The sequence below is a fragment of the Saccharopolyspora phatthalungensis genome, from assembly GCF_014203395.1.
GTDB lineage: Bacteria > Actinomycetota > Actinomycetes > Mycobacteriales > Pseudonocardiaceae > Saccharopolyspora > Saccharopolyspora phatthalungensis.
The window spans coordinates 3303974-3329622 of the sequence record NZ_JACHIW010000001.1; the positions used below are offsets into that span (position 1 = coordinate 3303974).

Below are 25649 nucleotides of genomic sequence, written 5' to 3' on the forward strand. Positions count from 1 at the left end.
CGGCGCCACCGCGTGGCGGCGGAGCCCTACGGGCCAACCCGATCACCTTCAAGCTGACGCTTTGATCGGAATTGCTCAAGATGATGCCCAACACACCGCCCGGCGCAGGGCGGGTGGTTGCGGGCGCCGATCACCTCAAGGGGAGATTGAGCAGGGCGTTTTCGATGAGTTCCGGCATGCCGGGGTGGATCCAGTACTGGCCGCGGGCCATCGTCCGGGCGTCCAGGCCGAATTGCATCGCCTGGATCAGCGGCTGCAGCAGCGTCGGCGCCTGCGGGCCGATGATGTGGGCGCCGAGGAGCCGGCCGGTTTCGGGGTCGGCCAGGAGCTTGGCGAAGCCGGTGGTGTCCTCCATCGCCCAGCCGTAGGCGATGCCCGCGTAGTCCTGGGTCGACGTCACGTAGTCGATGCCGCTTTCCTGCGCCTCCTGCTCGGTGAGGCCCACTGCGGCGATCTGCGGTGCGGAGAAAACCGCGTGCGGTACGAACCGGTGGTCGGACTCGATCGGCTCGTCGGGGTGCAGCAGGTTGTGCTGCACCACGCGCATCTCGTGGTTGGCGACGTGCTTGAGCTCGTGCTCGGAGCTGACGTCACCCAGCGCCCAGACGCCGGCCACCGAGGTCAGCTGGGTGGCGTCGGTCTTGATCTTGCCGTCGGCGGTGAGCTCGAGCCCACCGGCGGTGGCGTCGAGCAGGTCGGAGTTGGGCACCCGCCCCACCGCGACGAGCACTGCCTCCGCTTCTAGCACCTCGGCGCCCTCCGGGCCCTCCAGGTGCAGGCGGGCGAGACCGTCTTCGCGCTCGACGGCGATCACCTTGCGGTTCAGCCGCAGGTCCCACCGCTGTGCCGCGAGTTCGGTGAACCGCGTCGATACGTCGACGTCTTCGGCGCGCAGCACCCGACCGGAGCGGCCGATCATGGTGACCTCGACGCCCAGGGCCGAGAACACGTGCGCGAACTCCGCGCCTACGAACCCGGTGCCCATGATGATCATCCGGCCGGGCAGCTCGTCGAGCCGCATCACCGAATCGCTGGTGTAGTAGCCGACTTGGTCCAGGCCCGGGATGTCCGGGATCGCCGGGTGACCACCGGCGGCCACCACGATCCGGTCGGCGCTGATCGTCTCCGGCCCAGCGGCGGTGTCCACGGTCAGCTGCTTGACGCCGGTGAACCGGGCGAGGCCTTCGTAGAGGGTGACATTCGGGTTGTCTTCGGCGCGGTAGCGGCGGCCACCGGCCGAGATCTCGTCGATCCGGCCGAAGATCCGGTCCCGGATGTCGCGCCAGCGCACGTCGCGCAGTTCGAGGTCGACGCCGAGCTTCGCACCGCCCGCCGGGGCGCCGGCGACGTCAGCGGTGTGCACGAACATCTTCGTCGGGATGCAGCCGACGTTCAGGCAGGTGCCGCCGTAGGCGTCGTTGGGACCGACACCCTTGTCGATCATGGCGACGTCCCAATCGGCGAACCGGTCGTCGATGATCGAGTTGCCGGAACCGGAACCGATGATGACTAGATCGAAGTGCCGCACTGGTCCATCCTGCCTCACATCGAGCGGGCCGCATTCAACCCGCGCCGGCTTGGTCGGGCGTCGATCATTTTCAACCCGGCGACCAGGCCGGTGATTCCGCGATGATCTCGGGTGTTCGTCACACCCCACGCGTGCGCGGCGCACCACAGCAGCCCGAGCGCCGCATTCGGTTCCCCGGACAGGACTTCGAGTGCGCCCTGAGCCAGGGCCAGCCCGCCGATGCCGACCGCCCAGCGGCGCAGCACCGCGGCCCGTGCGGGGCGACCGTTGGGGGCCCTGGCCCGCAGCGCAACTGCGTGCTGGCCGATCGAGCTGCCGCGCCCGATCAGCATCGTGGCCAGCAACAGTGCGGACGGGGCAAACCACAGCGCGACCGCCTCCCAGACGCGGGTGGGGGTGATGTGGGCGAGCCGGAGCGCGATGTCCGCGGCTCGGTCGCAGACCATGCCGAGCCACCACAGCATCAGTGCGTCGCAGCACATGCCCAGCAGTCGGCGGGCGGCGGTGACCGGACGCGGTTCGGCGGCGGGCCGACCGCTGGCGCCGGTCGGCAGGCGCCGCAGCAGCGGTGCCAGCAAGCCGCCGAGCAGCGCGCCGATGGTGTTCGCGATGACGTCGTTGACGTCGAAAACCCGATACGCGCAGGGGAAGGCGAACCAGATCCCGGTGAGCTGGGTCAGCTCGATGGCCACCGATGTCGCCGATCCGGCCAGCACCGAGGTCGGCAAACTGCTCGGCGCGAGCGCGCCCAGCGGGACGAAGAGCGCGATGTTGCATGCGAACTGCTCCAACATCGTGAGGTCCGTCAACCCCGCAAATGGCTGCCACTGCGGCGCGAAGCAGGTCGTCGTGTCCGACGAGAACGGCAAGAACACGTAGGAGAGCAGCCCGCACGCATAGAGCAGGATGGCGAAGCGCTGGGCGGCGATGCCCACGCGGAGCTCACCATGCCTCCGGTGCTCACCGGCGACGAACGGCACGAACAGCAGCGCCGCGACACCGATGGCGACCAGCGCGGCGAACGAACCCGGCAGCACGCTCATCCCGATCTCCTGACGTCCGGAACCTCCCTATTGTTAAAGAGATGCGGGGGTGCGGTTCAGATACATATCGATCGGGTGATCTTGTGCGCGTGAAAGAGCCGTGCCTGCCGGAACACCGGACAGGCACGGCTTTTTCACGAGATCGTGCGGTTTCTGGGCGGTCTCGCTGCCGCGCAGCGCGGCGAGCGGTTTCCGCGAAGCGTCAGCGCTGGTAGGTAGGTGTGATGACGGCGCGGGCGACGGTATGGAAGGCCAAGTTGAAGCTGACCACCGCCGGGCTGGCGTTCTCGTCCACCCCGAGCTTGTCGGTGTCCACCGCGTGGACCACGAAGTAGTAGCGGTGCGGCCGGTCGCCGGGCGGCGGGGCGGCGCCGCCGAAAGCCCGCTCGCCCATGTCGTTGGCGACGTGGAAGGCCCCGGCCGGGATGCCCTGCCCGTTGCGGTTGCCCGCGTCGGTGGCCAGCTCGGTCACATCGGCCGGCACGTCGACCAGCACCCAGTGCCAGAAGCCGCCCGGGATCGGGGCGTCGGGGTCGAAGCAGGTCACCACGAAGCTCTTGGCGGTCTCCGGGAAACCCGTCCAGCGCAGCTGGGGCGAGTGGTTCTGGCCGTCGGCGCCCATGCCGTCGTAGGCGTGGGCCTGCGCCATCGGCTGACCGTCGGTCACGTCGTCGGAGGTGACGGTGAACGCCGGAACGGCGGGCAGCAGCGAATACGGGTCCGGATCGATCGGGCGCTCCAAGCTCATTCGAGCATCCTCACTTTCCTCGGGATGTGCGTGATCACCTGATTTTCAGCCTAGTGGGCCGCCGCTCGCCACCCTTGCGGCGTACGCCAGCAGTATCCATTGCACTTTGTGCAACGGTTGTGTGCATTTCGCAGGACTGAGGTTAGGCTGTCCGGCGACGGTGTCGTGGGATCGAGGAGGCGAACGTGGCGGAGCCGAGCGGCGGCGCTGAGGTGCTGTGTCTGGGCGAGACGATGTCGCTGGTCGCCCCGGCCGCCCCGGTGTCTCTGGAGCAGGCGCCGGCGTTCACCCTCTCCGCTGGTGGTGCGGAGTCCAACGTGGCCATTCACCTGGCATCGCTGGGGCACCGCGTCGGCTGGGCCAGCCGGGTCGGAGCCGATCCGCTCGGCCGCCGCATGGTCGCGTCCATCGCCGCCGCCGGGGTGGACACCGGCCTGGTGGAGATATGTTCGGACGCGCCGACCGGCGTCTACTTCAAGGACCCCGCCCCGCACGGCACCGAGGTGTATTACTACCGGGCGGGCTCGGCAGCGTCCACAATGGACGAGAAGTTCCTCTCGGACGAGCAGCTCGACGCGCCGCGATTACTGCACATCAGCGGCATCACGCCCGCGCTGTCGGCTACCTGCGACCGGCTCGTCCGGCGACTGCTCAGCCGCGATCGCCGCTCGCTGATCACCTTCGACGTGAACTACCGCCCGGCGCTGTGGCCGGTCGAGCAGGCCGGGCCACGGCTGCGCGAGCTCGCCCAACTCGCCGACATCGTGTTCGTAGGCTTGGACGAGGCGACCACCCTCTGGGGCGTCGAAACCCCCGATGAAGTGCGGAAATTGCTGGACGGGCCGGGCGTCGTCGTGGTCAAGGACGGTGCCGACGCCGCCTACGCGCTGAGCACCGGGACAGTCGTCGTGTCCGCCCCCAAGGTCGACGTCGTCGAGCCGGTGGGTGCCGGGGACGCCTTCGCCGCCGGATACCTCTCCGGCCTGCTGCGCGGCGAAGACGGCGTCCGTTGCCTGCGGCTCGGGCACATTCTGGCCGCGCACAGCCTGCTCAGCACCGAGGACCACATGCCACTGCCGGACCGCGCCGCGCTGGCGGAGTGGCTCGGCTACGACGAAAAGCACTGGCGCAACCTCAGCTTCGGCGGAAGTGAGTGATCGTGGGTTTCTTCGACGACCTTTTCACCGGTCCGGTCATGGCGATCCTGCGCGGGATGGATCCGCAGCGGACCGTCGAGCTGGCCGAACGGGCGTGGGATCTGGGCATCGAGGCGGTCGAGGTGCCGATCGAGACGCAGCGCGCCGAGCCGTCGCTGCGCGCGGCCGTTCAGGCGGGCGCCAAACGGGATCGCCCGGTGGGCGCCGGAACCGTGGTGACCCTTGAGCAAGTGCACACCGCCAAGGAACTGGGTGCGGCGTTCACCGTGGCACCGGGACTGGATCCCGAGGTGGTGCGGCTGAGCGCCGAACTCGACGTGCCGCACCTGCCCGGCGTGGCCACGCCCAGCGAGATTCAGAAAGCCCACCGGCTCGGGCTTTCGTGGGTCAAGGCGTTCCCGGCCGCCGAACTCGGCACCGGCTGGTTCAAGGCGATGCATGGCCCGTTCCCCGGCCTGCGGATGGTGGCCACCGGCGGCATGAACGCGCGCAACGCGCCGGAGTTCCTCGCGGCGGGGGCCACTGTGGTGGCGGTTGGTTCGGCGTTGGAGGACGTCGAGCAGCTGCCCGAACTGGCGAAATTGGTCGACAAATCGACATCAGAGGCGCAACGGTCGTGAAGTGCCGCCCTACCAGGCCAGAGCGGTGGCCGGGCGCGGATCCGGTCCTCGGCGTCGTCGACCGCACCGCGGGTTACTGAAATCGACGTGAGGGTCCGCGATTTCAATGGAAATCAGCGAATCGGCTTCATCGACGCCGCAAGCGTGGAATTACTTGTCCTGAGCAAATACAATTCCGCACACTTGCAATGTCCTAAGTGGAGTGTCTAGGTAAACCGATTGGGTGGCAAATGGGCTGATATTCCACCCGATTGAGTTGCCCTCTCTGGCTCAGGTGTATCCGACGACGGGTTCTGCTCCTCTATCTCAGGGAGACTCGTGGTCGAGCCGGAGACGGTAGGTCGAACGACGGCATGCCGGATGGCTCCGGGGGAGGAGGCAACGACATGGCAGACACCAGGCGCCGGATTTGGTCGATGGCCGGGCTGCTGGCGGCGGCGACGCTGTCGTCGGGCTTGCTGACCACGACGGCGAGCGCGACGGAGCCCGACATGCCGGAGGCCAAGAAACCGCCCATCGTCGGCGGCCAACCCGCCAAGATCGCCGAGCACCCGTGGGTGGTCTACCTAACCGATACCCAAGGCAACCAGTTCTGCGGCGGCACCGTCGCCAAGGCGAACAAGATCGTCACCGCCGCGCATTGCGTCACCGGGGAGCAGCCGGCGGCGGTCCAGGTCGTCGCGGGGCGGGAGAACAAGCAGTCCACCGCCGGCGAGGTCGCCAAGGTGACCGGAATCTGGGTGCACCCACGCTTCCAGAACGCAAACAGCGGCGCCGACGTCGCCGTGCTGACCCTGGACCAGGCATTGCCGCATCAGCCACTCGCGGTGGCCGCCAAGCAAGACGCCCCGCTCTACCAGCCGGGGAAGATGTCCACTGTGCTCGGATGGGGGGCCACCGCCGAAGGCGGACAGGCGTCGCAGACCCTGCAGAAGGCCGACGTGCCGTTGTTCAGCGACCAGGACTGCCAGAAGGCGTACCCGCAGTACAAGGCGGACGCGATGGTGTGCGCCGGACTTCCGCAGGGGGGCATGGACAGTTGCCAGGGTGACTCCGGCGGACCGCTGGTGGTCGAAAACAAGCTGGTGGGGATCGTCTCCACCGGCAACGGCTGCGCTCGCCCCAACGCCCCGGGCATCTACACCCGGGTGTCGACCTACCACGACGACGTCCAGGCACAACTGGGCTCTTAGTACCGCTCCTGCGGCTATTTCCGCGTGGCGGTGCGAGTCGCGGAGCCGCAGAAGCCGCTTGAGAACGAGAAAGATGACACGGCCGGGGCGCAGCTGAACGCCCCGGCCGCGTCATGCCGGCCACAGGACCGAGCTCAGTGTGGGAGCAAGCGCTTCAGGGGCGGGAACGGTTTATCCGCGGGCCGAGCTCGCGAGCCAGGCCGGCGGAGCTCCCAGGAGGCCGGCACGACCACGATCCGCCGCTCGGTGGTCATGATGTCCACTGCGATCCGCTCGTCGACCGGGGCCGGTCGCACGAACGCCACGTCGACCCGGTGCTGCACCAGCGCGCAGACGTGCTCGGTGAAGTCCAGAGCCAGGAATTCGACCGGGATTTCGGGGCGGGCGCGGTGGAACGCCTGGACCACGGCGGGGGTGAGCTCGGCGGACCCGTTGCTCATGATGCCGACCCGCAGCGTGGTTTCGGCTGTGACCTCGGCCACGTCCGCGACCGCGGCGTCGACCGCCGCCAGCAGGGACCGCGCGTGCCCGACGAACCGCTCACCGGCCGGGGTGAGCCGGACGGGGGAGCGGTCCAGCAGCCGGGTCCCGAGTTCGTGCTCCAGCTGCTTGATGTGCGCCGTGACGGAAGCCGGTGACCGGAACAGCCTTTCGGCGGCCTTGCCGAAGTGGCCCTCTTCGGCGACCGCCAGAAATGACGCCACCCGACTCAAATCCATACCTCGAAGCGTACGAACCAACGGAAGAGCCGCCCGGGGACAGCGCTGCCGGTCCGCTGCCGGAAACCGGTGCCGGATCGCCTGGCACGGCCGGGCGAAACCACCCGAAACGGCGCATAAGTCGCGGAAGGGTTTCCGGCTCGCTCGTCGTGAGGCGAACTTCACGGCGCTGTTCACGATTCCTGAACGGCCGGTGCGGTCGCGCGTTCGACCGGCATAGCACCGATGTCGTGCACAACAAGTGGCTACCGGCCGCATTCCTGCTGACCGCGGCGGGCTGGGGCGCGAATCAGTTCGCCTCGTTGCTCGCCGGCTACCAGTCCGAGCTCGGGCTGTCCGGCCAGGCCGCCACCGGCCTGCTCGCGCTCTACGTGGTCGGCATGCTGCCGGGGCTTGTGCTGGGTGGCCCGCTGGCGGATCGGTACGGTCGCCGACCAGTCGTCTTCTGCGCGATCGTGATCAGCGCGGCCGAAACCGCCGCACTCATCGCCGGCGTGCTCGCCACGCCGTGGCTGGTGGTGGGGCGTCTGCTGACCGGGGTGAGCACGGGCGCGGTGCTGGCCGCGGGCAGCGCATGGGTGCGCGACCTGTCGCACCCGCCGTTCGGCAGTGCCGTCGAGGATGGCGCGGGGGCGCGTCGTGGCGGGGTGTTGCTGTCGGTGGGGTTCAGCGTGAGCGGCCTGGTGTCGGCGTTGATCGCGCAGTGGGGACCGCATCCGTTGGTCAGCGCGTATCTGCCGCACCTGGTGCTGTGCGTTGTGGGCTTGGCGTTGGCGCTTTCATGTCCGGAGACCAAGCCGCGCCACGTCTCGCCCGGGCCGCTGCGCAGCCTCCGAGACCCGAGGTTCTGGCGGGTGGTGGTGCCGGTGGCGCTGTGGGTATTTGTCGGGCCGACGGTGGCGTTCGGTGTTCTCCCCGGCCTTGTCACCGCGGATCTGCCCGGGCTCGGGCTCGTCTACGCGGGGGTCGCGACGCTGATCACGCCGGGGTTCGGCGCGGTCGTTCAACCGCTGGCGCGACGGGTCGCGCGGCGCGGCGAGCGGGCGCTGGCGGTGGTCGGGCTGCTCGCGTTGGCTGTCGGACTCGCGTTGGCGGCCATCGCGGCGTGGTGGGTGCGGCCGGGACTGGCGTTGTTCGGCGATCTCCTGCTGGGCATCGGTTACGGGTTCTGCGTGACGTTCTGCCTGACCGTGGTCGGCCGGATCGCGCCACCGTCCGCTTTGGCCAGAATGACCGCGGTGTTCTGGTCGATCGCCTACATCGGCTTCTGCACACCGTTCGCGGTCAGCTTGCTGGCTGGCTTCGTCGCCGCGCCGGTGCAGCTGGCCGCGCTGTTCGGGCTGGCGCTGGTGACGTGCGTCGCAGTGTTAACCGGCGACCAGGCCGATCGCGATGGTCAGGAACGCCGCCGCGCTGATCGCGCCCAGCGACTTCGCGACGCGGGGGTGCTGTAGCCAAGCGATGCGGACGGCGCCGAACACGCAGCACCAGTTGCGCCGGCGGGCAACGGGGTCAGGTCAAGGAGCCCCATTCCTTCTTCGCGACGGCATGCGGCAGTGATCACTTGATCGGGGTAGATCTATCACCTGTTCGGGCGCAGTTCGGGGACGGCGTCCGCTCCCGGTTCGCAATGGATCAGGAAGGATGAGTGGTCGCCGACCGTCATGTATTCCGCAATACATCCCGGAGAAATAGATATTGATGAAATATTCTCCTGATTATTTGGAAGTTGCACCGCGCGATGTTCCGGCATCGGGGTGGCTACGGTGACCAGTCGGCAAGATCCGCAATCAGGTGGAGGCACGACGTGGGGCGTGGCAGTGAGGGCAGGACCGGGACGGCGCGCCGTGGTGCACTACTGCGGCTCGTGGTCACGAGCGCGGTGACGGCGCTGGCCGGACTGCACCCGGTGGCGGCGAGCGCGGAGGAACAACCCGAGGCGCGGGTGCTCGGCGGCGCGGACTCCACCACCGACGACGCACCGTGGGTCGTGGCACTGACCGATGGCTACGGTCACCAGTTCTGCGGCGGCACCCTGGTGAGCCCGGTCAAGGTCGTCACCGCGGCACATTGCGCGATGGACCCGACCACCGGCGCCCAGCGTCCCCCGAAGGAACTGCGGGCGATCGCCGGACGCACCGATCTGCGCACGCAACGAGGTGTGGTCGCGGAGGTCGAGCGGATCTGGGTCCACCCCGGCTTCCGGGACTACACCCGCGGTTCTGACGTGGCCGTGCTGACGCTGCGCCAGCCCGTGCCGCAACGCCCGCTGGCAATGGTCGGGCAGGGCGAAGCGGCGCCGTACCGGCCGGGGTCGATGGCCCGCGTCTACGGCTGGGGCCGGACCAGCGAGTCGGGCCCGCCCTCGGACACCCTGCGCTCGGTGGAAATCCCGGTCACCACCGACGAAGCCTGCCGAAGCGCCTACCCGAACTACGACGCCCAGAGCATGTTCTGCGCGGGAGTCCCGGCGGGCGGCACGGACGCCTGCGCCGGTGACTCGGGCGGTCCGCTCGTGGCGGGCGGCCGGCTGATCGGAGTGGTCTCCTACGGCACCGGATGCGGCCGCCCCAACACCCCCGGCGTCTACACCCGCCTGAGCAGCTACGCCGGGGAATTGCCGGTGCAGTCCTGAAGCTCGCCCCGAGCGCGGCGAGGGGACCTTCGGTGGCGGTTTCAAGGGAAATCCGCGCGGCGATTTCCGTTGAAACCGCTCGGTTCGGTCAGCCGGACGCCGGAGTGGTGTTGACTACTCCTGATGCAGGTGAATGGGGGTTTGAGACCTGCCTGTGATATCCAGGTAAGGGTGACCCTTCAGCCGCTTGCCACCGCCGTCCACCGCGCTTACACCGCCGACCTGGACGCCGGTGACCTCTACCGGATGCTGCGCCTGCGCGTCGACGTGTTCGTCGTCGAGCAGGGATGTCCCTATCCGGAGCTGGACGGTCGCGACCTGGATGAGACCACCCGGCACTTCTGGATCGACGCGGCCGATGGCTACGTGCTCGGCTACCTGCGGCTGCTGGAAGATCCCGACGGCACCTTCCGCATCGGCCGGGTCTGCACCGCTAATGGTGCGCGCGGGCTGGGGCTGGCCCGCAAGCTGATGCGCGCCGCGGTCGCCGAGGTGCAGCATTCTCCCGCGGTGCTCGCCGCACAGACCTACACCAAGGACTTCTACCGCTCCTTCGGCTTCGTCGAAGACGGTGCGGAATACATCGAGGACGGCATCCCGCACATCGACATGCGCCGCGAGCCCCGCCGCAGGGCTTGACCGCGCCTGATCCGCACCTCTCCGGCGGAAACTCGACTCGCTGGTGGGGCGTCGTTGGCTTCCCCTAGCGCCCCGCGCACCGGAAATACCAGTGGCGCAGGTCTCGTCGCGGCGGTGGTCGGTTGGTCCACCGTCCCGGTTCTGCGACGATGCACGTTGATCCGAAGCAAGGGGTGCGCGAGGAAGCCGGTGCGAGTCCGGCACGGTCGGCGCCACTGTGACCGGGGAGCGGCCCTCCCCTCGCGAGCCACCGGGGCGACCTGGGAAGGCCGGAGGGGCGCGACGATCCGGGAGTCAGGACACTGCGGCCCCTTGTTCCCGCCACCGGGGCGCCCGAACCCCGAGGAAGGAACACCAGGCATGGCCGCTGCCCCACGCTTCCCCTTCACCGCAGTCGTCGGCCACGACGACCTCCGGCTGGCGTTGCTGCTCAACGCGGTGCACCCGCGCATCGGCGGGGTTCTCGTCCGCGGCGAAAAGGGCACCGCGAAGTCGACGGTGGTGCGTGCGCTGGCATCGCTGCTGCCGCCGTTGGACGTGATCGACGACTGCCGATTCGGATGCGCGCCGCAGGCCCCCGACCCGCAATGCCCGGACGGGCCGCACGGTTGCGCCGCGACGCAGCGGCCCGCCCAGCTCGTCGAACTCCCGGTGGGCGCCACCGAGGACCGGCTGATCGGCTCGTTGGACCTGGAACGCGCCCTGACCGAAGGCGTTCGCGCCTTCCAGCCCGGTCTGCTCGCCGCCGCGCACCGGGGGGTGCTCTACGTCGACGAGGTGAACCTGCTGCACGACCACCTCGTGGACCTGCTGCTGGATGCGGCTGCGATGGGACGTGCGCACGTCGAGCGGGAAGGCGTTTCGGTGTCGCACGCCGCGTCGTTCCTGTTGGTGGGAACCATGAATCCGGAGGAAGGCGAACTGCGTCCGCAGTTGCTCGACCGGTTCGGGCTCACCGTGCACGTCGTCGCGTCGCGGGAGGTCGTGACCCGGACCGAGGTGGTGCGCCGCCGGCTGGCGTTCGAAGCCGATCCGGCCGGGTTCGCCGCGCAATGGGCCGCGGCCGATGCCGAACTCGCGGCGCGGATCGCGGCGGCCCGCAGCCGGGTGGATTCGGTGGCCCTCCCGGACGCCGAACTACGCCGGATCTCCGCGCTGTGCGCGTCGTTCGACGTCGACGGGATGCGTGCCGACCTGGTGCTGGCGCGCACCGCCGTCGCCCACGCTGCCTGGCGCGGTGCCGACGCGGTCGCCGAATCGGACGTGGAAGCGGCGGCGCGGCTCGCGCTGCCGCACCGGCGCCGCCGCGACCCGTTCGACGAGCCCGGCATGGCCGAAGACCAGCTCCAACAGGCCCTGGCCGAGGCGGCGGAACACGCCGACGACGGCGGCGACGACGAGCCGCCGGAGGGCCCCGACGGTGGCGGCCAGCCGCCGGAGGGGCCGACCGAGCCGGACGGTGGCGGCTCGGAGGGCCCGGAGAATTCGGAAGGCCCGGAGAACTCGGGGGAGCACGGCAACGGCCGGGCGCCGGCGGATCATCCGCCGGCGGCACCGGCACCGGCGTTTCGGGCGCGGCTGCTGGAGGTGCCGGGGCTCGGCGACGGCGCGCCGGGGCGGCGGTCGCGGTCCCGGGCGCGGAGCGGCCGGACCACGCGATCGTCCACTGTGGATGGACATGGTCTCCACCTGCCGGCCACGCTGGCTGCCGCGGCGCCGCACCAGGTCGCCCGGGGGCGCAGCGGTCCCGGGCTGGTGCTGCGAGGGGACGATCTGCGGCGGGCCATCCGGGAGGGGCGCGAGGGGAACTTGGTGCTGTTCGCGGTGGATGCGTCCGGGTCGATGGCCGCGCGGGAGCGGATGTCGGCCGTCAGCGGCGCGGTGTTGTCGCTGCTGCGGGACGCCTACCAGCGGCGCGACAAGGTAGGGGTGGTCACCTTCCGGGGTGACTCGGCGGAACTGGCGTTACCACCTACGTCCTCTGTGGACATCGCGGCGGCGCGGATGCGGCAGCTGCGCACCGGTGGTCGCACCCCGCTGGCCGATGGGTTGCTGCGAGTTCATCGAGTGGTGCAGACCGAGCGGATGCGCGATCCGCACCGGCGGCCCTTGGTCGTGGTGCTGACCGATGGGAAGGCCACGGTGCCGGTGGAATCCGGGCTCACCGGGCGGCTTCGGGCGCAGCGCGCGGTCGATGACGCGCTGCGGTCGGCGGGACTGCTCGCCGCGGCGGATGTGGCGTCCGTCGTGGTGGATTGCGAGAGCGGTCCGGTCCGGCTCGGCTTGGCGGGTCGACTCGCGGCCGCGCTCGGCGGAGCCTGCCTGCGGTTGACGGAGCTTTCCGCGGACAACGTGGCGGGGGTGGTTCGCGCGGTCCGGGACGAGAACCGCCACGCGGCTTGATCTCGTTTTGATTACGAGATCTCGCATTATGCCTACGGACCCAGTCGACTGATTGGTACGGTAACTGTCGTCCACCTGACCCCCAGGGGTGGACTTGAAAGTGCCCCCGCGCTCCCAGCGACCCCCAGGCCGGTTGAGCGCGGGGGCACATTTTGTCTGTCTCTGACTCGTGCACGTCAGGGTGCCGCAGCACCGTCAAGTACTGGCGACATCATCCGGTGGTCGTCAGTACGCGGCGTTGGTACCGGTTTCGGTAGAAGGAGGCCGTGATCACCAGCGGGACCGCGAGGCCCGCGGCGACGCCGAACACCAGCGCGTACGAACCGCGTTCCGCGAAAGGACCGGCGGCGGCCGAGGCGACCGCACTGCCCAGGAACAACGCCGAGGCGAACAATGCCACGGCGGTGCCCCTGGCTTCCGGGACCACTGAGGTCACCCAGGTCTGCAGCGAGGAGTGCATGAACGACCAGCCGCCCCCGAGCAGCAGCGCCGTCACCACCACGGTCGCGATGTTGGCTTCGGCGGTCACGACCAGGTAGCCGAGGAACATCGAGGTGCCGCCGATCGCGATCAACTGCCAGACCGCCAGGCGCCGTCCCAGCACCTTGACCAGCCGGGAGAACCCCCACACGCCGAGTCCGTAGGTGGCGGTGGCCAGGCCCGCCAAGGCCACGTCGACACCCGCATGCACCAGCGCCGAAGCGAGGAAGGTCATGGTGCCCAGCAGTATCGCGCCCTCGACGAAGACCAGGCCGAAAACCAGCAACGCCCAGCGATTTGTCAGCACCGCCACCAGGTGGTTGCGCGCACCTTCGACCCGGGCGCGCTCCGGTTCCGGCAGCTTGCGAAGCAGGAAGACGCACAGTGCCGCGCATACCGCCGGAACCGTGAAAACCACACGCCAGTCCAGGAAGCTGGCCAGCAGCCCACCGATGGCGGTGGCCATTGCGGTGCCCATCGCGGAGGCCGCCATCAGATCCGACAGCGCGCTCTGCCGGTGCTGTTGCGGCACCGTGTCGCCGACGTAGGTGAGCGAAGCCGGTACCACGGCCCCCATGCACGCCCCGGTGACCACGCGCGCCGCGATCAAGGCCGTCAGGTTCGGTGCCAATGCGGAAACGAGGCCCGCGGCGGCGGCGCCGAGCAGCGTGCCGCGGATGACCGGCAGCCGGCCGAAGCGATCCGACAGCAGTCCCCACAGCGGTTGGGAAAGCCCGTAAGCGAGGAAATAACCGCTGGCCGTGGTGACCACCGCGGCCAGCGGCACGTGCAGCGCGAGCGCGATCAGCACCAGCATCGGGGTGACCGCGAAGCGGTCGAAGTTGGAGATCAGCGAGGCGAAGGACAGCACCAGCGGTGGCCTGGTCGGCATCGGGTGGCTCCTGAGGGATTGGGACGTTCGTCCATGTTCATCGACCACACCGATCCAGGACGCCGTGAAGTTGACCACGTCTGGTGGAACCGCGTCCATACAGGTCTGCGCCGTTAAATCACGGAATACCGAAGCGGCGTGCCGGGTGGCGCAGCAGGCCGCGTCGTGGGTATTAGCGAATCTTTCCGAAAAACTGAATATAAAACTAGAAACTGAAAGAATCTAAGCTGCCGCTGCGGGAAGGTTTTGAGGTAGTGCCTCGTCCAGGAACCTTGGTTGGGGCATGCGCCGGGGGCATCGGGGCGTTCTTGTGTGTTCGTCGACCACGCCGATCCAAGACGCCGTGAACTCCTCCGGCGGAACCGGTTAGTCCGTTGGGGCGGCATTTTCCGCTGAGAATTGCTTTTTCACTTCTTGGCCGGGGCTATGGGCAGATCTTGGTGCTAGGTTCCACTGTGGGAAAGGTCAAATCGAAAACTGGGGACAACCGCGATGACGGAGCCAGTTCGAGCGGCGGCCAAAACGACCGCCGGGCTCGCCGCCACGAGCGAAGCCATGCAGGGCATCATCAGCGCGTCCAATAACGGTAGGTTCCGGGTCGCGCCCGATGCGGGCAACGAGCTGATCAGGATCTTCGAGGATTTCCAGAACACCGCGCTGCGAACGATCCGTTCGGACATGTACACCTTGAAGACACGCACCCCGCTGGGGGACAGTCCGGCCGGGCAGGCGATAGCCGATTTCAACGCAGAGGTCGCAGCGGGTTGCGACGGTCGGTCGTACGAAGAGTTGATCACCAAGCTGCAAGAACAAGTGCCCCAGGTGGTCGAGGCGATCCGGAAGGGCATCGAGGATTACCAGGACGTGGACGAGGGCAACGCCACCGATATCGGCGCGCAGGATTGAGAACGGGGATTGCTCGGGTGCTTAAGTCGTTGTCGAATGCGGTGACCGTTGGTGCGCTTGCCCTGCTCGCGTTGGGGGTCGCGGGCTGTGAGCCACCGCGCAGCAACGGAACCGCCAGTGGTTCGCGCGAAAGCGGCGAGAGCACCACGACAACCAGCGCCGAGGCGGTCGCGATCGATCCGTGCCAGACGTTGAAACCGGCTGATTCGGCGAGGCTCGGGCTCGAAGGCGCTGGCCTGGCCAAGCGCATCGCCGGTGCTCCGGTATGTGATTTCAAGGTGTCGGCGGGCGGAATCATGTCCGTGGTCGCGCATAACGACAAGGCAGTGGATGAGCTGAACCTCACCGATGGCCAGGTGGAGGCGACCTCGGTGGGGAGCGTGGCCGCCAAGCTCATCCGCGAAGCCCTCGGGCCTGGGGGGTGTGCGGTGGTCTTTCCGAGTTCGCCGCGAACTTCCATCCAGATCAACGTTTCGTTGCCCCGGGATACCGAAACAGCGTGCCAAGCGGCGCAACAGGCTGCGTCCTTGGTGGCGGCAAACCTGCGGAACAACTGAACGCAATTTGGAGAACCTATCAGGGTGCATTGAGGGGGAAGTCATGACTTCGCCACCGGGTGGCGGGCCTGAGTACATCGCCGACTATGAACAGGCCGCCTACGAGCAAGGGCGCGAGCAGTACAAAGGCCTTACCAACCTGCCGTTTGTCGGCGATGTGCTGAGCCAGGCGCTGTCGCGGGCACAGGCACAGCAGGAGGCCGCGAAGTACGCGCAGCAGCAGGTCGAGGCCCTCTCGGTAGACCAGAAACTCCGGGAGAAACCGGGCGCGCTGGGGGGAACGAACTACCTCTCCTTCGAGCACAAGGAGATGGCCCGGTTCGTCAAGGAGAACTTCGATCCGGGCGCGGTGCACGACGTCGGCCGCGTCTACCACGGCCACGGCCAGACATTCGTCGACTTTGCCGACCAGATCAAGCAGGCCGCGACGAAGACCGAGCAGACCTGGCAGGGCGAGGCGGGCGACGCCATGCGGACGCACGTCACGAAGTTGGCCGATCACATGTCGCTTTCCGGCAAGGCCGCACAGCTGACCGCAACCCAGGTCGGCATGCAGGCCGAGGCCGGAGAGCACGCGCGGAACGCGATGCCCGAGGTCATCGAGTTCGACATGAAGCAGGAACTACAGAACTACTTTTCCGACCCCAATCCGTTCACGGCGATCAGCCGGGCCAACGCCATCGTGGACAAGCACGAGAAGAGCCAGGCCGCGCACCAGGAAGCGGCCCGGGTGATGACGACGATGGAGACGCGCTTCGGGGAAGCCGCCGCGCAGACCCCCGCGTTCGTGCCCGAGCCGCGCATGTCCCGGGAGCGGGGGCGTCTCACGCCTCAACATCGTGGGCGGTCGGCGCTCACGCCGCACGAGCGGAGGCGGTCGCTGCCTACACCTCAAGAGCCGGTGCAGCCGCTGGTCGGGACGCCCGACGACTCGAGCACGCCCAACCAGACGGACACGTCCAACCGGACGGACACGCCTAATCAGACGGACACGCCCAACCAGACAGAGTCGTCGTGGGCGGATTCCGACACATCGACCACCAAGTCCACGCTGCCGCAGACCACGACGTCACAGCCGACGACCTCGCAGCCCACGAATTCCGTGTGGCAGCAGCACGTTTCCGCGCGGACGGGGCCGAGCGGAATGCGGTGGAATCCGGAGACCGGCCAGTGGGAGCGCCAGAACCCCCACAACAGGTGCTGGGCGCCGTTGCCGCCCGGTCGGCAGCCGGCGCCGCCGGACGGCGTCGACGGGTCCCCCGGGGGTACGGGTCGCGGTGGCGACGGGCGCTCCGGGGGCGTGGGCGGCAGTGCCGGGGGACGGCCCGGCGGCCTGGATGGCGGTGGCGAACGGCCCGCAGGCATGGGTGGCTCCGGCCGCATAAGCGGCACCGGTGGTACCAGCGGCACCGGTGGTCTCGGTGGTATCGGCACCGGCGGTGCTGGTAGCGCGGGTGGCCAACTTGGTGCGGGTGGCCGTGCCGGTATCGGTGGGCTCGGCGCCGGCGGTCAAGCAGGTGTCGGCGGTCAAGCAGGTGTCGGCGGTCAAGCAGGTGTCGGCGGTCAAGCGGGCGCGGGCAGCGCAGCGGGCGCGGGCGGTTCCGGGGCGACCGGCGCTGCCGGTGCCAAGGGCGGCGCCGGGATGGCCGGCGAGGGCGCCGGACGAGGCCACGGCGACAAGTCCGAGGAGGACAACGAACACGAGAGCAAGTACGTGCTGGACTCCGACGACGCCTGGGACGACCTCGGACTGCCGAAGGTCGCGCCGCCGGTGTTCGGCGCGTAAGCGCGTTTGGTTCGCAAGGTTCCCCGAGAAGTCTTCGTTTCTCGGGGAACCGAACCGTGTCCAGAGGAGAAAAATTGCTCGATTCCTTCACCCTTTCCTTGGTGGCGGCCGACATCCTCGGCGAAGACCTGGCGGTGAACCTGCGACGCGCTCCGTTCGAGATCCCGCACTCCGGTGCGACGCTCGACGAGCGCGCCCGTCTCCGCAAAGACGTCTGGGCCGAACTCGAGGAGCGTCGGCTCGCCGACCGCGGCCGGGCGGAACCGGAGGTCGAGCAGGCGCTGAACCTGTTGCACGGCCCGGAGATCGACATAGCTGTCACCTCCTACGACCGCGAATCGGATGAGGTCTACCGCGCGCGCGTCGCGGTGGCCGGGCGCGCCGGAGTGGTGGCGATCCAGGAGGAGAGCGGGCTGCGGATCGAGTTCATCGACTTCCGCGGGCTCGCGCGGGTCTGCGTCGAACTGCTGCCGGAGGTCGCGGCCGGGAAACTCGAAGGCGGCACCATTTTCGCCGAGGGCGAGACCAAGCTCGAGCGAGACGACGCCGAACCGGACTCCTGGATGGCTTCCGCGACGCCCACCTGGTCCGGTGGCGGCAACGAGCTCCGCAAGGTGCAGAACATCATGGCGCTGCCGGTGCGGCGGATCGGCTACTTCGTGGTGAGCGGCCGGGACGGCGACGGCCGGCTGGTCCGGCTCCCGGCAGTCGGATGGCGGGACACCGAGGACGGGCGCTACAGCGTCACGACGCGACGCAACAACGACGGCGAAGACTGGAACACCTTCACCCCGGCGGACAAACCACGCCTGGCGCGCTACCTCGACGAACAGATCGACAACTTCCGCGCAGACCGCTGAGAACACCCCGCCCGCACCGCCCAATCCTCGTGCGTTTCGCCTGGTCAGGAGCCATGCTTGCGGTGGTCCGCCAGAGCCGGCCCGCGGCGCACGCGAGCAGGCACCCCGATATCGACCGTGTGGTTCGGGTTGCGGCGGGTCGGTTGGTTAGGGTCGTGGCATGCCTCAGGGACAACCATCGACGGTGCCGGCGGACGGCTTGACCACTCGTCAGCGTCGCAACCGACCGCTGGTCGTGGTGCACACCGGCGAGATGAAGGGCAAGTCCACCGCCGCGTTCGGGCTCGCACTGCGCGGCTGGAACCAGGGCTGGTCGATCGGCGTGTTCCAGTTCGTCAAGTCCGCCAAGTGGCGCGTCGGCGAGGAGTCCGCGTTTCGCGCCTTGGGACGGTTGCACGACGAAACCGGTGAGGGCGGCCCCGTCGAGTGGCACAAGATGGGCGAAGGCTGGTCGTGGGCCCGGAAGAAGGGCAGCGAGGAGGATCACGCCGCCGCCGCGCTGGAAGGCTGGCGGGAGATCGCCCGCCGGATCGGTGCGCAGCGCCACGGCCTCTACGTGCTGGACGAGTTCACCTACCCGCTGCACTGGGGCTGGGTCGACGTCGCCGAGGTCGTCGAGACCCTGCGCGACCGCCCCGGGCACCAGCACGTCGTGATCACCGGCCGCTACGCCCCGCAGGCGCTGATCGACGCCGCCGACCTCGTCATGGAGACCACCAAGGTCAAACACCCGATGGACGCCGGCCAGAAGGGGCAGAAGGGCATCGAGTGGTAACCGGTGCACAGGTTCGGAGCCGACCTCGCTTGATCGTGGCTGCTCCGGCGTCCGGGCAGGGCAAGACGACGGTCGTGACCGGGCTGCTGGGCGCGATGCGGCGGCGGGGCACCGAGGTCGCGCCCTTCAAGGTCGGCCCGGACTACATCGATCCCGGCTACCACCGGCTCGCCGCGGGCCGCCCGGCCCGCAACCTCGATCCGGTGCTGGTCGGCGAAGACCGCATCGCGCCGCTGTTCCGGCACGGTTCGGCCGGCGCCGAGCTGTCGATCGTGGAGGGTGTGATGGGGCTGTTCGACGGCCGCATCGGACCCGGCGACGGCATTGCCTTTGGTTCCACCGCGCACGTCGCGCAGTTGCTGAACGCGCCGGTCGTGCTGGTTGTCGATGCCCGGGGCCAAAGCCACAGCCTCGCCGCGTTGCTGCACGGCTTCCGCAGCTACCGCCCGGAAGTCACGGTCGCAGGCGTGATCCTCAATCGGGTCGCTTCCGAGCGGCACGAGCAGGTTCTCCGCGATGCAGCCGACAACGCGGGCCTTCCGGTCCTTGGCGCCATCCCGCGCGCCGCGGGCCTCGCCGTGCCATCGCGACACCTGGGCTTGGTCACGGCCGCCGAGCACGGCAGCGAAGCGACCCGCGCCGTCGACGCGATGACCGACATCGTCGCCCGGTCAGTAGATCTCGAAGCGGTCCGGGCGCTTGCCTGCTCGGCCACCGAACTGCCCGGTGCCCCCTGGAATCCGCGCGAGGAGGTCGAGCCGCAGGCGGGACCGGTGGTCGCGGTGGCCGGTGGGCGGGCGTTCACCTTCGCCTACGCCGAGCACGTGGAGCTGCTCGAAGCCGCCGGTGCCGAGGTCGCCGTGTTGGACCCGCTCAACGACGAGCGGCTGCCGGAGCGCACCGCCGGCCTGGTGCTGCCGGGTGGTTTCCCCGAACAGTATGTCGCTGAACTTTCGGCGAACACCGCTCTGCGCAAGGAAATCGCGGCCTTCACCGCTACCGGGGCGCCGGTCCACGCGGAATGCGGTGGGCTGCTGTACTTGGCCGAGGAGTTGGACGGACATCCGCTGTGCGGCGTGCTCGACGCGCGGGCGCGGATGTCGCCGCGGCTGACGCTCGGTTATCGCGACGCGGTGGCTGCCGCCGATTCGGTCCTCTTCGCCGAAGGAGCACGCGTGAGCGGACACGAGTTCCACCGCACGGTCCTGGAACCCGGCAGTGGGCCGCGATCCGCGTGGCTCTGGCGACCGGCCGGCGAAACGAAGCCCTTGCGGGAAGGCTTCGTCCACGGCGGTGTGCACGCCTCCTACCTGCACACACACCCGGCCGGGCAACCAGGTTCGGTGCAACGGTTCGTGGCGAGGTGTGCGGGATGAGGCCCGTCGGGGAAGATTCCGCTGACCCGGGACCGGCGGCGCAGGCATCGGGACGCCGCCGGAGTGGTCGCGCGACGGATGCATGATCAGGGCGGCAGCGTGGTCTTCGCCACCTTCGGAGATCCCGCCGTGCATTCGCTCTTCAGCTATCTCGCGGTCGCCGTCGTCATGCTGTTCCCCCGGGGCGAGTTGGCCACCGCGCCGAGGTCTTCGCGATGCAGGTCACAGTCGCGCGAGCCGGCGGTGCGGCGCCGGAGGACGCGGATTCACGCACGGTGATTCCGGTGACGCGGGAGGTGACCGCGCCGCAAAAGGCATTACCGGCACGCGGTACGGTCGTTTCCTGCAGAGGCGGCCGACGGCTCGGCGAGCTGCTCGCCGCGATCGCCGAAACCGCAGCCTGGAGCGCTCGGTCTACGCCGAACGTTGGGCGCGCCGGACGCGCGGTGCTGCTGTCCGAAGTGGACGATGCGCCGTGCCTGTCCACTGTGGTAGTACTTCCACCCCGAGGCGGAAGAGGAGAGCAATGGTGACTGGCCGGATCTCGTTCATCGGTGCCGGACCGGGCGCGGCCGACCTGATCACGGTTCGCGGCGCCCAACGGATCGCCGAGGCCGACATCGTGGTGTGGGACGCGAGCCTGGTCGCACCGGAATGCATCCAGGAACACGCGCGCGGCGACGCGGAACTGGTCGACTCCTCCCGGCTGACCCATGAACAGGCGCTGGAGATCTACCGCCGCGCCGAGCGGGACAAGCTCAACGTCGCCCGCGTGCACCCCGGCGACCCGTCGCTGTGGGGCGCGGTCCAGGAGCAGTACGACGCGTGCGCGCGGATGAATCTGGAAGTCGAGATCGTGCCCGGGGTCGCGGTGTTCTCCGCCGCCGCGGCCGCCGCCGGTCGCGAGCTCACCGTGCCGGAAGTCGCCCAGTCGCTGGTGCTGACCCGGCTAGGGGGCGGCAAGACGCCGATGCCCGACGGCGAGAAGGTCCGCGAGTTCGCCAAGCATGGCACCACGATGGCGCTGTTCCTCTCGGCGGCGCGCACCGGCCAGCTGGTCGAGGAACTGCGCGCCGGTGGCTACGCCGACGACACCCCGGTCTTGGTGGCCTACAAGGTCACCTGGCCCGACGAGTTGCTGCTCCGCGCCAATCTCGCCGACCTGGAGAAGACCGTCAAACAGCACAAGCTGTGGGGGCATACGCTGTTCATCGTCGGCAAGGGGCTCAACGGCAACGGAACCCGTTCGCACCCGTACCACTCCGGGAACTTCCACACCTACCGGCGCGTCGACCCGGCCACGCGCCGCGCATTGCGGGCCGAACGCCCCAGCGTTTCGCGCCGCCGCACGGAGAACTCCACGAAGCCAGCGCCCCGCAGCGAAGAATCCGGGGAGAGCGGCCGGGTGCGCGACTCCGACGTCGCCTGGTGGGCGGTGCGTGACTGGCAGGAGAGCGCGCGGGGGGCAGCGCGGGTGGCGGCGAGCCGCTCGACCACGGCCCGGCGGGTCGACGAGGCGCAGTCCCAGCTGTTCACCGCCGAACCCGCGGCGGATCCCGGTCCGGGCGAGGTTTCGAGCGAACGGAGCTCGCGGGCCGAAGGGGTGGCCGATAGTCCTGTTCGCGCCGAGCCCGCCGCGATTGCCGAGCCGGATGGGATTTCGAGCGAACGGAGCTCTCGCGCCGGAGGTGTGGCCGATGGTCCCGTTCGCGCCGAAACCGGCGCGGCGGATTTGTCCGGGAGCCAGGCCGGTGGCGAAGCGTCGGAGGCCAACTCGTCGCGGACGTCGGCCGCGCAAACCACGACCACCCGGGCCACCGCGAAGGCCACTCCCGCGAAGCGGCCCACCACGGCGAAGTCGGCCCAGTCCAAGTCTGTCCAGTCCAAGCGGACGAAGTCCGCGACCGCCACAACGGCGGCAGCGAAGGCGAAACCGGCCGCGAAGCGCAAGTCCCCGGCGAAGCAGGATGAGCAGGGTCGATAACGAGGCGCGGCCGACGCTCCCAGGCGGCTTCCGGCCCGCGCCGCGGGCCGGGCGAGCGGACCGCCGGACGAGGTGTGCGCAGCACAGCAAGTTGCTTTCGGCGTGTGCGCCTCGGCTCCACGCGCGGGGGGCAGCAGTATTGGAGCGGTTCAGCGAAGTATGCGGCCGTCGGCTGCGTGTTCGGGTCTCGATGGTGGGCTTGCGGGGCGAACACGGGGCGGCGGCCGCCGAGGCAAGGTGGGTGACGTGGCAGTCACGGTGATCGGGGTCGATGGTGCGGACCTGCCGAAGGGCAGTGCCGACGTGCTGGAGTCCGCGCGGCTCGTGGTGGGAGGGAAGCGGCACCTGGAAGCGTACGCGCCGGCGCATGCCCGCAAGCTGGAGCTGGGGCCGCTGGAACCGGCGCTCAATGCGCTGTCGTCGCTGTCCGGTGGCGAGCATGGCGTGGTGCTTGCCTCGGGAGACCCCGGCTTCTTTGGCGCGGTCCGCGCATTGCGCGAACGCGGTATCCGGTGCACGGTGCTGCCGTCGACCTCCAGCGTGCAGCAGCTGATGGCCCGCGTCGGCCGGTCCTGGGACGACGTCGTGGTGGTCAGCGCCTACGGCCGCGACCTCACCCAGGCGATCAACGTCTGCCGCGCCCGGTCGGCCGTGGTCGTGCTGACCGCGCCGAAGGCCGGTCCGGCCCAGATCGGTTCCGGGCTGGTGGGGTGGCGCCGCAGCCTGGTGGTCGGCGAAGATCTCGGCGGGCCCAACGAGTCCGTGGTGACCCTCGAACCGGCGGAGGCGGCCAAGCGCCACTGGTACGAGCCGAACATCGTGCTGTGCCTGGCCGAAATCGATGACGTACCGCACCGGGGCTGGATCGCCGGTGGCGAGCCGGTGCCGCCGACCGGCGGCTGGGCGCTGGCCGAGGACGAGTTCTCCCACCGCGACGGCATGATCACCAAGGCCGAGGTGCGAGCGGTGGCGCTGGCCAAGCTCGCTCCGCGACCGGGCACGCTTGTCTGGGACGTGGGTGCGGGCTCCGGTTCGGTCGCGGTGGAGTGCGCCCGGATGGGCGCCGCGACGATCGCCGTGGAGTCCGACGAGGCGCAGGTCGTGCGGCTGATCACCAACGCCGCGAGTCACGGCGTGGACGTCCGGGTCGAGGAGGGCTCGGCGCCGCAGGCGCTGCGCAACCTGCCGCGTCCCGACGCGATCTTCGTGGGTGGCGGCGGCACCGAGGTCGTTACCGCGTGCGCGCATGCGGGGGCGTCCCGCGTCGTGGTGGCGCTGGCGGCGCTTGACCGGGTCGCGTCGACCCGCGATGCCCTGCGCGCGGCGGACTACGAGGTCGAGGGCGTGCAACTCGCGGCGGCCCGGCTGGCCGAGCTGCCCGACGGCGAATCCCGGCTGGAAGCGGCCAACCCGGTCGTCCTGATCTCCGGCTACCGGAAACAACGCTGAACGGCCCCGGCTTTGGCTGGTCGTGACCGTCCGGTGCGACCTGATGCCGTGTCAAGCTAGGTCGGCCGGCGGGTGCGCTGGTGAGCACAATCAACCAGGTAGGGGAGTTGCAGTGATCGGTCTGTTCGCGGTGACCGCGGCGGGACGGCGGGCCGCCGCCGAACTGGCGGGACGGCTGGGGCCGGACGCGGTGGTCGCCGACGGACCGATCGGGCCCGCCCTGCGCCGCCTATGGGATCACCTGGGCGCGGCGGTGTTCTTCCTGGCTAGCGGCGCGACGGTGCGGTTGATCGCGCCGCTGCTGCGGGACAAACACACCGATCCCGGGGTGGTCTGCGTCGACGACGAGCGACGCTTCGCCCTCTCGCTGGTCGGCGGCCAGGCCGGCGGCGCGAACGCGCTTGCCGAGCAGGTAGCCGACGTCCTCGGCTGCACCCCGGTGATCACCACGGGTACCGACAGCACCGGCACCACGCCGCTGGACGAACTCGTCGACCGGCTCGACGCGGCGGTGGACGGGGATCTGGCGGCCTGCGGTGGCGCGATCCTCGACGGTTGGCCGGTCCGCCTCGTCAACCCGCACGGCTTCCCGCTGCCCGCACTGCCGTCCAACGTCGCCGCGGACCCTGCGGCACCACTGTGGACGGTCGTGGTCGATGACCGGCGGCCGGCGCAGGACGAGGAGCGGACGCTGCGGCTCATCCCGCGCACCCTCGTGGTGGGCGTCGGGTCCGCGCGCGGCGTCTCGCGGACCGCGGTGACCGAGGCCATCGCCCGGCTGGACCGCGAGCACGGGTTGGACCCGCGGGCGATCCGAGCGGTCGCCAGCGTCGACCTCAAGGCCGGCGAGGCCGGCATCTTGGAAGCCGTGCAGGACCTTGGTTTCTGGCACTCGGACGGCGGCGACGAGTTGTCGCTGCTGACGTATCCGGCCGAGACCCTGGCCGGTATCGAGGTGCCCAACCCCAGCGAGGTGGTGGGCCGCGAGGTCGGCACGCCGTCGGTCGCTGAGGCTTCGGCGTTGCACGCGGCCGCCGAACTCGGCGCGGGCGCGCCCATCGAGCTGGTCGCGAGCAAGATCAAGGGCGACAACGTGACCGTCGCCGCCGCCCGCATCCGGCCTCGCGGTCGGCTGGCGATCATCGGCATCGGCCCGGGTGCGCCCGACCTGCGCACCCCCCGCGCCGACCTGGAACTGCGGCGCGCTTCCGTGGTCGTCGGCCTGGACCAGTACCTCGACCAGGTGCGGCACCTGTTGCGCCCCGGCACCGAGGTGCGCGGCACCGGGCCCGGTGCCGAGGAGGACCGCGCCGCCGAGGCGGTGGAGCTGGCTCGCGAGGGGCGTGCGGTGGCGCTGATCGGCTCCGGCGATGCTGGCGTGTACGCGATGGCCGGCCCGGCGCTGGAGAAAGCCGACGTCGACATCGAGGTCGTCGGCGTGCCCGGGGTGACTGCGGCGCTGGCGGCGTCCGCGCTGCTGGGCGCACCGCTTGGCAACGACCACGCGCTCATCAGCCTGTCCGACCTGCACACACCGTGGGAGGTCATTGAGAGCCGCGTCCGTGCGGCCGCCGAGGGCGACCTGGTGGTGTGCTTCTACGACCCGAGCTCGGCGCAACGGCACTGGCAGCTCGGCCGTGCCCTGGAGATCCTGGCCGAGCACCGCCCGGCGACCACGCCCGTCGGCGCCGTCCGCCTCGCCGACCGCGCCAGGCAGCGGGTGTGGTGCGCTCCGATCGGCGAATTCGATCCGGCCGAGGTGGACATGTTCACCGCGGTGCTCGTTGGCTCCTCGCGGTCCACTGTGGTCGGTGGTCGGCTGGTGACGCCGCGGGGCTACCGGTGCACGCCCACGGATACCCGCTGACCGACCCCGTGAGCAGGGCAAACGTTTGTCCC

Annotated in this window: 22 protein-coding genes and 1 riboswitch; of the genes, 17 read left to right on the forward strand and 5 right to left on the reverse strand. The window is 69.7% G+C overall.

Annotated features, from left to right (window positions below; all coding sequences use genetic code 11):
- Positions 1-130: 130 nt before the first annotated feature.
- The 3 genes from BJ970_RS15310 to BJ970_RS15320 form a co-directional block, all read right to left on the reverse strand.
- Positions 131-1528 carry a mycothione reductase gene (locus tag BJ970_RS15310; RefSeq protein WP_184726887.1) on the reverse strand — a complete coding sequence of 466 codons (1398 nt, stop codon included), beginning with the start codon at positions 1526-1528 and terminating at the stop codon, positions 131-133.
- Positions 1529-1542: 14 nt separating this feature from the next.
- A complete protein-coding gene (locus BJ970_RS15315; protein ID WP_184726888.1) occupies positions 1543-2571 on the reverse strand; it encodes a VanZ family protein in 1029 nt (342 codons plus the stop codon).
- A 202-nt stretch (positions 2572-2773) separates the two neighbouring features.
- Positions 2774-3319, reverse strand: a complete 546-nt coding sequence (locus BJ970_RS15320) for a YbhB/YbcL family Raf kinase inhibitor-like protein (RefSeq protein ID WP_184726889.1) — start codon at positions 3317-3319, stop codon at positions 2774-2776.
- A 185-nt stretch (positions 3320-3504) separates the two neighbouring features.
- Here BJ970_RS15320 and BJ970_RS15325 point away from each other — a divergent pair, with 185 nt between their 5' ends.
- The 3 genes from BJ970_RS15325 (at position 3505) to BJ970_RS15335 (ending at position 6289) form a co-directional block, all read left to right on the forward strand.
- Positions 3505-4476, forward strand: coding sequence for a sugar kinase (locus tag BJ970_RS15325; protein ID WP_184726890.1), 972 nt, complete (start codon positions 3505-3507; stop codon positions 4474-4476).
- 2 nt (positions 4477-4478) lie between these two features.
- Positions 4479-5096, forward strand: coding sequence for a bifunctional 4-hydroxy-2-oxoglutarate aldolase/2-dehydro-3-deoxy-phosphogluconate aldolase (locus BJ970_RS15330; RefSeq protein ID WP_376775038.1), 618 nt, complete (start codon positions 4479-4481; stop codon positions 5094-5096).
- Between the two features lie 386 nt (positions 5097-5482).
- Positions 5483-6289: a S1 family peptidase gene (locus BJ970_RS15335; protein WP_184726891.1), complete on the forward strand. Its 807-nt coding sequence runs from the start codon at positions 5483-5485 to the stop codon at positions 6287-6289.
- 134 nt (positions 6290-6423) lie between these two features.
- On the opposite strand, the gene BJ970_RS15340 is transcribed toward BJ970_RS15335, so the two are convergent.
- Complete coding sequence (locus BJ970_RS15340; RefSeq protein WP_184726892.1) at positions 6424-7008, reverse strand: LysR family transcriptional regulator; 585 nt, start codon at positions 7006-7008, stop codon at positions 6424-6426.
- A gap of 230 nt (positions 7009-7238) precedes the next feature.
- Here BJ970_RS15340 and BJ970_RS15345 point away from each other — a divergent pair, with 230 nt between their 5' ends.
- From BJ970_RS15345 to BJ970_RS15360, 4 genes are all read left to right on the forward strand, one after another.
- Entirely contained in the window at positions 7239-8462 is a 1224-nt protein-coding gene (locus BJ970_RS15345; RefSeq protein ID WP_312864260.1) for an MFS transporter, read from the forward strand.
- Positions 8463-8815: 353 nt separating this feature from the next.
- Entirely contained in the window at positions 8816-9643 is an 828-nt protein-coding gene (locus BJ970_RS15350; protein WP_312864261.1) for a S1 family peptidase, read from the forward strand.
- Positions 9644-9814: 171 nt separating this feature from the next.
- On the forward strand, positions 9815-10282 hold the full coding sequence (locus BJ970_RS15355; RefSeq protein WP_184726894.1) for a GNAT family N-acetyltransferase: 468 nt from the start codon (positions 9815-9817) through the stop codon (positions 10280-10282).
- 154 nt (positions 10283-10436) lie between these two features.
- A riboswitch (cobalamin riboswitch) is annotated at positions 10437-10609 on the forward strand.
- 33 nt (positions 10610-10642) lie between these two features.
- A complete protein-coding gene (locus tag BJ970_RS15360; protein WP_184726895.1) occupies positions 10643-12685 on the forward strand; it encodes a putative cobaltochelatase in 2043 nt (680 codons plus the stop codon).
- A gap of 211 nt (positions 12686-12896) precedes the next feature.
- Here BJ970_RS15360 and BJ970_RS15365 read toward each other — a convergent pair whose 3' ends face one another.
- Positions 12897-14057, reverse strand: a complete 1161-nt coding sequence (locus BJ970_RS15365) for an MFS transporter (protein ID WP_184726896.1) — start codon at positions 14055-14057, stop codon at positions 12897-12899.
- A gap of 492 nt (positions 14058-14549) precedes the next feature.
- Between BJ970_RS15365 and BJ970_RS15370 the strand changes: the two genes are divergently transcribed.
- The 10 genes from BJ970_RS15370 to cobJ all read left to right on the forward strand — a co-directional run bounded on the left by BJ970_RS15370 (position 14550) and on the right by cobJ (position 25617).
- Entirely contained in the window at positions 14550-14963 is a 414-nt protein-coding gene (locus tag BJ970_RS15370) for a hypothetical protein (RefSeq protein ID WP_184726897.1), read from the forward strand.
- Between the two features lie 17 nt (positions 14964-14980).
- Positions 14981-15520: a DUF3558 family protein gene (locus BJ970_RS15375; RefSeq protein WP_184726898.1), complete on the forward strand. Its 540-nt coding sequence runs from the start codon at positions 14981-14983 to the stop codon at positions 15518-15520.
- Positions 15521-15563: 43 nt separating this feature from the next.
- Positions 15564-17306: a PPE domain-containing protein gene (locus BJ970_RS15380; protein ID WP_184726899.1), complete on the forward strand. Its 1743-nt coding sequence runs from the start codon at positions 15564-15566 to the stop codon at positions 17304-17306.
- A gap of 56 nt (positions 17307-17362) precedes the next feature.
- A complete protein-coding gene (locus BJ970_RS15385; protein WP_312864262.1) occupies positions 17363-18166 on the forward strand; it encodes an ESX secretion-associated protein EspG in 804 nt (267 codons plus the stop codon).
- A 160-nt stretch (positions 18167-18326) separates the two neighbouring features.
- Positions 18327-18941: a cob(I)yrinic acid a,c-diamide adenosyltransferase gene (gene cobO, locus BJ970_RS15390; protein ID WP_184726900.1), complete on the forward strand. Its 615-nt coding sequence runs from the start codon at positions 18327-18329 to the stop codon at positions 18939-18941.
- Positions 18942-18970: 29 nt separating this feature from the next.
- Positions 18971-20317 (forward strand): cobyrinic acid a,c-diamide synthase CobB, encoded by a 1347-nt coding sequence (locus BJ970_RS15395; protein WP_221467173.1) that lies wholly within the window; start codon positions 18971-18973, stop codon positions 20315-20317.
- Between the two features lie 215 nt (positions 20318-20532).
- The gene (locus tag BJ970_RS15400; RefSeq protein WP_184726902.1) at positions 20533-20850 is read left to right on the forward strand and encodes a hypothetical protein; all 318 of its coding nucleotides are present in this window, start codon (positions 20533-20535) and stop codon (positions 20848-20850) included.
- On the forward strand, positions 20844-22301 hold the full coding sequence (gene cobM, locus BJ970_RS15405; protein ID WP_221467174.1) for a precorrin-4 C(11)-methyltransferase: 1458 nt from the start codon (positions 20844-20846) through the stop codon (positions 22299-22301). The genes BJ970_RS15400 and cobM overlap by 7 nt, the downstream gene beginning before the upstream one ends.
- A gap of 246 nt (positions 22302-22547) precedes the next feature.
- A complete protein-coding gene (gene cbiE, locus BJ970_RS15410; RefSeq protein WP_184726904.1) occupies positions 22548-23750 on the forward strand; it encodes a precorrin-6y C5,15-methyltransferase (decarboxylating) subunit CbiE in 1203 nt (400 codons plus the stop codon).
- A gap of 112 nt (positions 23751-23862) precedes the next feature.
- Positions 23863-25617, forward strand: coding sequence for a precorrin-3B C(17)-methyltransferase (gene cobJ, locus BJ970_RS15415; protein ID WP_312864263.1), 1755 nt, complete (start codon positions 23863-23865; stop codon positions 25615-25617).
- Positions 25618-25649 lie beyond the last annotated feature (32 nt).